Source organism: Arthrobacter sp. Y3225116, from assembly GCF_059091245.1.
This window is the reverse complement of the sequence record NZ_JBNHGL010000109.1, coordinates 1-9,371: the sequence shown is the minus strand read 5'-3', so window position 1 is coordinate 9,371 and position 9,371 is coordinate 1. Positions and strand designations below refer to the sequence as shown.

Below are 9,371 nucleotides of genomic sequence, written 5' to 3'. Positions count from 1 at the left end.
CCGGGAGGCGGCCGCCGGGGAGGCACCGCCGGGAGGCGGCCGCCGCCGTCGTCATTCCCGCCGGGCCGGACGGCATCGGTCACACTCGCGGCAAAACGTCCGTCACACTTGCCGGGCCCGTACCGGCGGCTTGACGATGTTCGCTACGCTAGGCACCTGCAGTCCCGCCAACGGCGGCCGGACGAGGGCTGGGCGATGCGCGCATCTTCCCGGCCGGATGGGGGATCAGTGCTCGCGGAAGTCTACTCAGAGTACGACGTGCAGCTTGGCCGGGATGGCCTCCTGGTGCTGACTGTCCGGCGCGGCCTCAGCGTCGGTGCCGAGCTCGCGCAGCACATCGTCGACCACCTCCTCGACGTCGCCGGGGACCGGCAGGTAGCGGTGCTGCTGAAAATGGCCGGCGTGCGCTGGGTGACTCCGGAGGCGCGGCTGATCGCCGATACCTTCACGCCGTGCGTTGCCCTCGCGGTGCTCGGCAACGGGGCGGTCGATCGGGTGCTCGCCAGCTTCTTCGTACGGATTTTCGCGAAGGATGACTTCCCGACGGGATATTTCGACGGCGAGGCCGAGGCGCGTCAGTGGCTGGCGACACATGCCGGACGCCTTGCCGCGGTGGAGACGGAATAAGTCCGTGCTGCGGCTGGGTTGCCCTTGATGGAACCATTTGCAGCTGCAGGATAGGAAAACTCCATGGCGGATACCCAGAACACCACGTCCCTGGCCGATTTGCTGGCCGAATATGACGTGGCCGAGCACGACCATGCGGTGGCCGAGCGCAACAGCGGGATGCAGCACATCCATAACCACGCCAACGGGGACATTGTGTGGTTCCCCACTTGGCAGAAAAACCGCGAGACGACCGACTGGGAAGCCGCAGTCCAGGAGTTCTCTGCAGAATTCGAGGCCGCCGCCGGGAGCGGCGCGGATGCCGCCGAAGCCGCAGCGGCCCTGGCGTCCTCCCGGCTGCAGGCCCTGCTGGAACTGGCTGCCGACGCCCCGGACGCCAATGTGTTTATCCGCGAGAACCTGGCCCGTTTCCTGTCGGAAACCTGGGCGCTCGGCGACGCCTACGCGCTCAAGAGCGGGAAGGAACTCCCGGGGACGGCGACGCCGGCCGGGATCTTCGCTTCGTTCCCGTACGAGGTCTACGCGCGGGACGGCGGCAGCTTTGCCACCGCGCTGTGGAACGACCTGGTGGACGCCCGCAAGAACCGGATCGCCGCTGAAGAGGCCGAGCGCAAGGCGCTGAAGCCGGTCTCCAAGAAGGCCCGGAAGGCCGCCGAGCGCAAGGCAGCAGCCCGGAAGCGTTAGCCGCAGCACCTTCCGGGGCTCCCCGAGGGGCCCCCGGAAGGTGGGCGGGCCCGGAAGGTGTGCCCCGCCGTCGTGGTTCCGACTCAGAGGAACAACAGGAGCAGGACCACCAGCGGCAGGACCGACTGGGCCAGCGCACTCTGCCACAGGCGGCGTTCGGAGAACCAGAGCACGGCCCCGAGGATCACGTGGGCGATGCAGGTGAAGACGATGATGGTTTCGCCGGTGGCCGGGCCGCCGTCGGCGGCGATGATCACGCCGGCGAGGGCGCCCAGACCCCAGACCATGTTGTAAAACCCCACGTTGATGGTCCAAAGCCGCACCGCGCCCAGGTCCTCCGGCCGGATGAGGAACAACCGGTGGAAGCGCTGGTCGCGGTAGAAGAAGGCCTCCGCCGCGCCAACGGCAATCAACATCACTCCGAAGAGCGCCGCCAGGACGTACGCCGCCACCGTCATGGACCCAGTGTGGCCCGGCCGGTGCGCGAACGGAAGCGGCGTTTAAGCCAGGCGGGTGCCCAGGCCAGGCGGGCGGTCAGGCCAGACGGGCGGTCAGGCCAGGCGGGTGGTCAGGCCAAGGGGCGGTTAGGCCAAGCGGGTGAGCCAGCCCCGGGAGTCCTCCACGGCGCCGGTCTGGATGCCGAGCAGCTCCTGGCGGATGGACATGGACACGTCGCCGGACCGGGCGCTCGGCGAGGCGATGCTCCAGCCGTCGGCCTTCAGCTCGCCGATCGGGGTGATCACCGCGGCCGTGCCGCAGGCGAAGGCTTCGGTGATGTCCCCCGCCGCCACGCCGTCGCGCCATTCGTCGATGGTGATCTTGCGTTCCTGCACGTCCAGGCCGCGGTCCTTGGCCAGCTCGATCACCGAGGAACGGGTGACGCCGTGCAGGATGTGGCCGTTCAGCTCCGGAGTGACCAGGCTGCCGTCCTTGAACACGAAGAACACGTTCATCCCGCCGAGTTCTTCGATGGCGTTGTCGTTGAACTTGTCCAGGAACAGCACCTGCTGGCAGCCGTTGGCTTCGGCTTCCAGCTGCGCGGCCAGGGACGCGGCGTAGTTGCCGCCGCACTTGGCCTCGCCGGTACCGCCTTCGCCGGCGCGGGAGTAGCGGTCGGAGAGCCAGATGGACACCGGCTTGAGCTCGCCGCCGAAGTAGTTGCCGGCCGGCGAGGCGATCACACGGTAGGACACCTCGTGGGCGGGGCGCACGCCCAGGAACGCCTCGGTGGCGATCATGAACGGACGCAGGTACAGCGCCTCGCCGTCGCCGGAGGGAACCCAGGCTTTGTCGGTGGTGACCAGCTGGCGCAGGGACTCGATGAAGGTTTCCTCCGGCAGCTCCGGAAGGGCCAGCCGGCGCGCCGAGGTGTTCAGGCGGGCGGCGTTGGCCTCGGCCCGGAAGGTCCAGACGGATCCGTCGTCGTGCTGGTAGGCCTTGAGGCCCTCGAAGATCTCCTGGCCGTAGTGCAGCACCGCGGCGGCCGGATCCATCATGATGGGCCCGTAAGGCTCGATCCGCGCATTCGACCAGCTGCCCTTGCCGTCGGCGTCGACCTTGTAGTCGACGACGGCCGTGTGGTCCGTGAAGTGCTTGCCGAAGCCCGGGTTCGCCAAAATGGCGGCGCGCTCCTCGGCGCTCTTCGGACGTTCCGAGAGCTGCTGGCTAAATTCGAGGGGTTCAGTCATGGTTCCTCCGCGGTGAGGGCACGCCCTTGTGCGTCAAATAATGATTCTGGTTAGTAACCGTTAACTACCCTACTGCCAAAGCGGCGGTGATCGCATCGCCGATTTCCGCAGTGGTGCGGGAGGCACTCCCCCGGGTTGCGACGTCGTGCTCCACCGCCTGCTGCACGCGGGCGGCCGCGTCCGCGAGGCCCAGGTGCTCCAGCAGCAGGGCCACCGACAGGATGGCTGCCGTGGGGTCGGCCTTCTGCTGGCCGGCGATGTCCGGCGCCGAGCCGTGGACCGGCTCGAACATGGACGGCGCGGTGCGGTCCATGTTGATGTTGCCCGACGCCGCCAGGCCGATGCCGCCGGTGATGGCGGCGGCCAGGTCGGTGATGATGTCGCCGAACAGGTTGTCGGTGACGATCACGTCGAAGCGGGCCGGGTCCGTGACCATGAAGATGGTGGCCGCGTCGATGTGCAGGTAGTCGACGGCGACGTCCGGGAACTCGGCGCCGACCGTCTCCACGGTGCGCCGCCACAGGTGCCCGGCGTGGACCAGCACGTTGTGTTTGTGGACCAGGGTGAGCTTCTTGCGTCGGCCGGACGCGCGGCGGAAGGCATCGCGGACCACGCGCTCCACCCCGTGTGCGGTGTTGACCGAGACCTCGGTGGCGATTTCGTGCGGGGTGCCCACGCGCAGGGCGCCGCCGTTGCCCACGTAGGGCCCCTCGGTTCCTTCGCGGACGACGACGAAGTCCACCTCGCCCGGGTTTGCCAGCGGGCTGGCCACGCCGGGCAGCAGCTTGGCCGGGCGCAGGTTCACGTAGTGGTCGAGGGAGAAGCGCAGCTTGAGCAGCATTTCCCGCTCGATGACGCCGGACGGAATCCGGGTGTCGCCGGGGGCGGCGCCGACGGCGCCGAAAAGGATCGCGTCATGCTTGCGGAGCCGCTCCAGCGTCTCCTCGGGCAGGGTCTCGCCGGTGGCGAGCCAGTGCTCGGCGCCCAGCGGGTATTCGGTCAGGTCGAAGGTGGCGCCGCCGTCGGCAGTGGCCGCCGTGAGGACCTTCACCGCCTCCGCCACGACCTCCGGTCCGATGCCGTCGCCGGGAATGACTGCCAGGGAGAATGCCTTCGCTGCTGCGCTCATGGCTTCAAGTTTAGGAAACCATTCCACATTCTGGGCAAACCGTCCCAGAATGTGAACACTTCCGGCCCCAGGCTCAGACCTGGGCATGACGCGGACCGCGGTCTTCACGGCCTAGAGTTTTCCGTCATGGGCATGCACCACAACATCTACCGCTGGTTCCAGGCCAACACCGGCAAGGTCGACCTGATCCTGATGCTGGCGGCGTTCGCCGTGCTGCCGCTGTCCTACGTGGCGATGGGCAGCCTGGCACCGTTTATCCTCTCCGCCCTCCTCATCATTCCGCTGGCCTGGCGGCGGACGCGCCCGTGGCAATCCGGCGTGGCCATGGCCGTTGCCGCGCTGCTGAACGTCGCGCTCCTGGCCGAGCCGGTCCCGGCCCACATTTTTGTCCTGGCCACGGTGTACTCGCTGGCGGCCTACGGACCGCGCGGGGCGAGCCTGGGCGGACTGGTGCTGGCGCTGCTGGGCGGTGCCCTCTACGTGGTGCGGTACATGATCACCGAGCCGCTCACCGCGGGCACGGCACCGTTTTACCTGATCGCGCTCGTGGCCATTGATGCCGTGGTGCTGGTCTGCTGGACCTTCGGCGACCTGGTGCGGAACCGCCGGCTCACGGTACAGGCGCTCGAGGACCGGGCCCGCCGGCTGGAGGTGGAGCGGCAGCAGGAGCGGGACCTCGCCGCCGCCGACGAGCGGAGCCACATAGCCCGCGAGATGCACGATATTGTGGCGCACTCGCTCTCGGTGATCATCACCCAGGCCGACGGCGCCCGGTACGCCAGCGCACAGAACCCGGCGGTTGCCACGGATACCCTGGCGACCATCGCGGACACCGGGCGAACCTCGCTGCGGGACATGCGCCGGCTGCTGGGGGTACTGCGCGGGGACGAGGTCGCGTCCACCCGGCCGCTGCCGACGCTGGCCGATGTGGAAACCCTCGTGGAAACCGTCCGGCGCTCCGGGCTCACGGTGCAGCTGGAACAGTCCGGCGAGCCACGGCGCCCGATGCCGGCCGGCGCCGAGCTGACCGGCTACCGGGTGGTGCAGGAGGGCCTGACCAATGTCCTCAAGCATGCCGGCCCGGAGGCCTCCGCCCGGGTCCACCTGCACTGGACCGCCCGCGGGCTCGGCTTGCACATTGACGACGACGGCCGAGGCGCCGCCGCCGATCCCGCCACCGCCGGCAGCCGGCAGGGCCTGACGGGAATGGCCGAACGGCTGGCGCTTTACGATGGAACCGTGGAGGCCGTTCCGCAAACCGGCGGCGGATTCCGCGTGCGCGCCTTCATCCCCTACACCGAAGCCTGAGCCCCGGGCACGCCCGAAGCGACGCGCCCTTGCGCGCGGAACTTAGCCGCCAGCGGCAGGACCGCCGACCCAGAAAGATCCCGATGACCGATTCTCCTATCCGCGTTGCCCTGGTGGACGACCAGCAGCTGGTCCGCGGGGGCTTCAAGATGCTGATCAACTCCCAGCCCGACCTCGAGGTGGTGGCCGAGGCAGGCGATGGACGCGAAGCGGTGACCGCGCTCGAAAGGGTGCGCTCCGACGTCGTGCTCATGGACGTGCGGATGCCGGGGATGGACGGGATTGAGGCGACCGCCAAGCTGCTCAAGACCGCGGCCGCTCAGCCCTGCGGTTCGGACCGGGCCGAGCTGAAGGTGGTGGTCCTGACTACGTTTGACCTGGACGAATACGCGCTGGCCGCCATCCAGGCCGGGGCCAGCGGATTTCTGCTCAAGGACGCGCCGCCGGAGGAGCTGCTGGAGGCCATCCGCACCGTCTACCGGGGAGACGCCGTCATCGCCCCGTCGACCACGCGGCGGCTGCTGGACCACGTGGCCCCGCTGCTGCGCACCCCCAGTCCGTCCCTCAGCCGGAACCATCGGGCGGTCGAGTCGCTGACCCCGCGGGAACGCGAGGTGTTCACGCTGATCGCCCGGGGGCTGTCGAACCCGGAGATCGCCGCCCGGCTGTTCCTGTCGGAGGCCACGGTGAAGACGCACGTGGGGCACATCCTCGCCAAGCTGAACGCCCGCGACCGGGTGCAGGCCGTGCTGATCGCCTACGAAACCGGAGTAGTCAGCCCGTAGCGGGCTCGGCGTCGGGCGCGCCTCCGGCTTTGGCATTTCCCCTCGCCACGGGCCGGTGGCCCTGGGCCGCGAGCGGTGGGCTGGGCTCCGGCCTCGAGTGTGGCCGCGCTTCCCGTGGGCCTTGCCAAGGATTAATAAGCATGCTTAGGTTAAATCGTTAAGGGCTGCGGGGATCATGCCCAACACGGGCACCGGACCCTCCAAAGACCCGGACCCTCCAAAGACCCGGACGCTCCAGAGACATCGGACGAATCCTAAGGAGACACCATGCTCGCCCAAGAACAAATCGACGGCCTGCTCAACCGCGGCGGAAACGTCGTGACGAACGACGGGGACAAAATAGGCTCCATCGGGCAGATCTATGCCGATGACGACAGCGGCCGGCCCACCTGGGTCACGGCCAAGACCGGCCTGTTCGGCTCCTCGGAATCGTTCGTCCCGCTCGAAGCCGCCCGCATCGAAGGTAACGACATCGTGGTCCCCTACACCAAGGACCAGATCAAGGACGCCCCGCGGGTTGACGTGGACGGCTACCTTGAGCCCGCAGAGGAGGACCGGCTCTACGCGCACTATCAGCTGGGCGGCGGCCGGACTTACACCGACGCCACGAGCGGCCGGGACACCGACTACACCACTACCGGCACCGGCACCGGGCAGTACGGCAGCGACGACGCCCGCGGCACGTATACCGAGGACGCTCCGGGCACGGTGGGCCGGGACACTTCCGGTCCCACGACCGACGACGCCATGACGCGCTCCGAGGAGCGCCTGCATGTCGGCACCGAGAAGCAGGCGACCGGCCGGGCCAGGCTGCGCAAGTACGTCACCACCGAAAATGTCACCACGACCGTTCCGGTCCAGCGCGAGGAAGTGCGCATCGAACGCGAACCGATCACCGACGCCAACCGCGGTGACGCCATGGCGGGCCCCGATCTGAGCGAAGAGGAACACGAGGTCACGCTCCACGAGGAGCGGCCGGTTGTGGAGAAGGAGACCGTCCCGGTGGAACGGGTCCGGCTCGAAAAGGACACCGTCACCGACGAGGTTAGGGTCGACGAAGAGGTGCGTAAGGAAAACATCGAGACCGACGGCACAGACAACGACACCCGTCGTCGCTAGCCCAGGGCTGGCCGACGCGAAAGGCCGGGGCAGGGAGCACTCCCTGCCCCGGCCTTTCGTTTGCCCGGGCAGTAGGGGCGCCACCTGCCGCCGGCAGGCCCTTGCCGTAGCACTGCGAGCGCGAGGCATTCTCATCGCCTCAGGGCTGTCCGGTCAGGAGACCGCTGAGCAGCTGTTCCAGTCCGATGCAAAAGTCCGTTCGACGGCGCGCTTACAAATTGCCGTCGGCGAAGGAACCGAAGATCTTGCGGGTCTTGGCATCCATGGGCAGCATGTACTGGCCGTCCGCGCTGTAGCCGAAGCCGGGCTCGGGGACCTGGTGCCCTACCTTGGCCGGCTTGGTCTTGTAGACCCAGGCGCCCAGCGTCAGCGCCTGCTCCGCGCTCAGGTTGGTTTCGACCAGCGGATCGGCGGCGGTGAGCAGGTCGACCAGCCCGGCCGGCCCGCTCATCTTGGCCACGGCGGCGAATCCGAGCAACAGTACCCCCTGGTGCGCGGAGCGGCCGAAGTCTCCGTTGCGCAGGGTCTTCCGCTCCCGGGCGTAGTCCAGCGCCGTCTCGCCGTCGAGCTTGCTCTTGCCCGCCTTGACGTCCAGCACCGGGATCGGGGCGTCAACGGTGACGCCGCCTACTTCATCGACCAGGTCCTCGAATTGCCTGAAACCGGTGAGGATGTAGCCCTCCACCTTCAGGCCGGTCACGTCCGACACGACCTTCTGCTGTGCCTTGGGTCCGCCCCGCATCATGGCCGCGTTGATCTTCGCCTGGCCGCCGCCCGGCATGTCCACCCAGAGGTCCCGCGGAATGCCCAGGATGCCGCCTCCGCCCTTGCCGTCCACGCCGATCACCTGAAGGGCATCGGCCCGCGCTTCACGAACCTTCTCGCCCTTACTCTTCTGCGCGTCGGAGCCTATGAGCAGCACGTGGCGCTTGCCGCCCAGAACGGTTTTGTCGACGTCGAGCGAGGGCCACCAGCCGCCCACCGCCGTCCACGTTCCGTCCTTGTCGACGGCGAGGGTCACATCGTCGCCGGAGGTCAGGACGGCCATCTCCTGCCCGTTCCATTTACCGGTTGCAGCCTTGACCGTGGTTTTGGCTTCGACCGGGGTGCGGTCTGCGAGCGCACCAGCAGTAATCTTGTTGGCCGCAACGTCGCCGCCCTCGTAGATGGCCGTGGCCAGCTCGGCCAGGGGTTCGGGCATCTTACCGGTCTCGACCTTGCTGGGGCTGGGAGTTGCCGAGTGCAGCGGGCGGGGCTGCTCGGCCTTCGGCGCGCAGCCGGTCAGGAGGAGAAGGGAGACGAGCGGGAGCGCGGCGAGGCGGGCAAGTTTCATGGCTTTATGTTCCCGCTTACCCGGCCGCCGTGCAAAGGTTTCACCGCATGACGGCGCTGCGCCCGCTCAGACAGCCCCTCCCGTCGGCGGGGTACTCTCCACCCTGGGTATGAGCCGGCGGGCAGCGGAGACCAGACCTGCGGCTGATCCGCACCGGGCGCGGTTTCCATAGCGTAAGGGTATGACGACCAGTACTGAGCAAACCCCCGCCGCCGCTGCCCCGGGCGGCGCCACCCCGGCGGCCGCGGCCCGCGGCCTGAACAAGACCTACGGCACCGGCGACACCCGCGTCCACGCCCTGAAGGAGGTGGACGCCACTTTTGAGGCCGGCTCGTTCACCGCGATCATGGGCCCGTCCGGCTCGGGCAAGTCCACGCTGATGCATTGCCTGGCCGGGCTGGACACCGCGATGCGGGCAACCTCTGGATCGGCGGGACCGAGATCACCTCGCTGAACGACTCCCAGCTGACCAGGCTGCGCCGCGAGCGCGTTGGCTTCGTGTTCCAGGCCTTCAACCTGGTGCCCACGCTGACCGCGGAGCAGAACATTACGCTGCCGATTTCCCTGGCCAACGGCTCGGTGGACCAGGAGTGGTTCCGCTATGTCACCGCAACGCTCGGCCTGACCGACCGCCTCGCGCACCGGCCCCACGAGCTGTCCGGCGGCCAGCAGCAGCGCGTCGCCGTGGCGCGGGCGCT

At 68.5% G+C, this 9,371-nt stretch carries 9 protein-coding genes and 1 pseudogene; 6 read left to right on the top strand and 4 right to left on the bottom strand.

All coding sequences use genetic code 11. The annotated features are described in order from the left end of the window. Positions 1-228: 228 nt before the first annotated feature. Together AC5RV2_RS11025 and AC5RV2_RS11020 are read left to right on the top strand one after the other, a co-directional pair. Positions 229-627: a DUF7793 family protein gene (locus AC5RV2_RS11025; RefSeq protein WP_494092362.1), complete on the top strand. Its 399-nt coding sequence runs from the start codon at positions 229-231 to the stop codon at positions 625-627. A gap of 63 nt (positions 628-690) precedes the next feature. Beyond that, positions 691-1,311 (top strand): hypothetical protein, encoded by a 621-nt coding sequence (locus tag AC5RV2_RS11020; protein WP_494092361.1) that lies wholly within the window; start codon positions 691-693, stop codon positions 1,309-1,311. A gap of 83 nt (positions 1,312-1,394) precedes the next feature. Here the strand turns inward: AC5RV2_RS11020 and AC5RV2_RS11015 are convergent, their stop codons facing one another. The 3 genes from AC5RV2_RS11015 to AC5RV2_RS11005 all read right to left on the bottom strand — a co-directional run bounded on the left by AC5RV2_RS11015 (position 1,395) and on the right by AC5RV2_RS11005 (position 4,128). Next, positions 1,395-1,769, bottom strand: coding sequence for a DUF1304 family protein (locus AC5RV2_RS11015; protein ID WP_494092360.1), 375 nt, complete (start codon positions 1,767-1,769; stop codon positions 1,395-1,397). Between the two features lie 126 nt (positions 1,770-1,895). Then, complete coding sequence (locus tag AC5RV2_RS11010; RefSeq protein ID WP_494092359.1) at positions 1,896-2,999, bottom strand: branched-chain amino acid aminotransferase; 1,104 nt, start codon at positions 2,997-2,999, stop codon at positions 1,896-1,898. A gap of 64 nt (positions 3,000-3,063) precedes the next feature. Further along, positions 3,064-4,128 carry a 3-isopropylmalate dehydrogenase gene (locus tag AC5RV2_RS11005; protein ID WP_494092358.1) on the bottom strand — a complete coding sequence of 355 codons (1,065 nt, stop codon included), beginning with the start codon at positions 4,126-4,128 and terminating at the stop codon, positions 3,064-3,066. A gap of 126 nt (positions 4,129-4,254) precedes the next feature. On the opposite strand from AC5RV2_RS11005, the gene AC5RV2_RS11000 reads away from it, so the two are divergent. The 3 genes from AC5RV2_RS11000 to AC5RV2_RS10990 all read left to right on the top strand — a co-directional run bounded on the left by AC5RV2_RS11000 (position 4,255) and on the right by AC5RV2_RS10990 (position 7,340). After that, positions 4,255-5,436, top strand: a complete 1,182-nt coding sequence (locus AC5RV2_RS11000) for a sensor histidine kinase (protein WP_494092357.1) — start codon at positions 4,255-4,257, stop codon at positions 5,434-5,436. Positions 5,437-5,519: 83 nt separating this feature from the next. Next, complete coding sequence (locus AC5RV2_RS10995) at positions 5,520-6,221, top strand: response regulator (protein WP_494092356.1); 702 nt, start codon at positions 5,520-5,522, stop codon at positions 6,219-6,221. Between the two features lie 267 nt (positions 6,222-6,488). Beyond that, positions 6,489-7,340, top strand: a complete 852-nt coding sequence (locus AC5RV2_RS10990; RefSeq protein ID WP_494092355.1) for a DUF2382 domain-containing protein — start codon at positions 6,489-6,491, stop codon at positions 7,338-7,340. Between the two features lie 211 nt (positions 7,341-7,551). Here AC5RV2_RS10990 and AC5RV2_RS10985 read toward each other — a convergent pair whose 3' ends face one another. Beyond that, entirely contained in the window at positions 7,552-8,673 is a 1,122-nt protein-coding gene (locus tag AC5RV2_RS10985; protein WP_494092354.1) for an LCP family protein, read from the bottom strand. Positions 8,674-8,854: 181 nt separating this feature from the next. On the opposite strand from AC5RV2_RS10985, the pseudogene AC5RV2_RS10980 reads away from it, so the two are divergent. Continuing rightward, a pseudogene (locus AC5RV2_RS10980) lies at positions 8,855-9,371 on the top strand (ABC transporter ATP-binding protein); the annotation flags it as partial.

Coding starts and splice junctions, on each gene's coding strand:
- AC5RV2_RS11020 (WP_494092361.1), top strand. CDS start 691: ATGGCGGATACCCAGAACACCACGTCCCTGGCCGATTTGCTGGCCGAA.
- AC5RV2_RS11015 (WP_494092360.1), bottom strand. CDS start 1,769: ATGACGGTGGCGGCGTACGTCCTGGCGGCGCTCTTCGGAGTGATGTTG.
- AC5RV2_RS11010 (WP_494092359.1), bottom strand. CDS start 2,999: ATGACTGAACCCCTCGAATTTAGCCAGCAGCTCTCGGAACGTCCGAAG.
- AC5RV2_RS11005 (WP_494092358.1), bottom strand. CDS start 4,128: ATGAGCGCAGCAGCGAAGGCATTCTCCCTGGCAGTCATTCCCGGCGAC.
- AC5RV2_RS11000 (WP_494092357.1), top strand. CDS start 4,255: ATGGGCATGCACCACAACATCTACCGCTGGTTCCAGGCCAACACCGGC.
- AC5RV2_RS10995 (WP_494092356.1), top strand. CDS start 5,520: ATGACCGATTCTCCTATCCGCGTTGCCCTGGTGGACGACCAGCAGCTG.
- AC5RV2_RS10990 (WP_494092355.1), top strand. CDS start 6,489: ATGCTCGCCCAAGAACAAATCGACGGCCTGCTCAACCGCGGCGGAAAC.
- AC5RV2_RS10985 (WP_494092354.1), bottom strand. CDS start 8,673: ATGAAACTTGCCCGCCTCGCCGCGCTCCCGCTCGTCTCCCTTCTCCTC.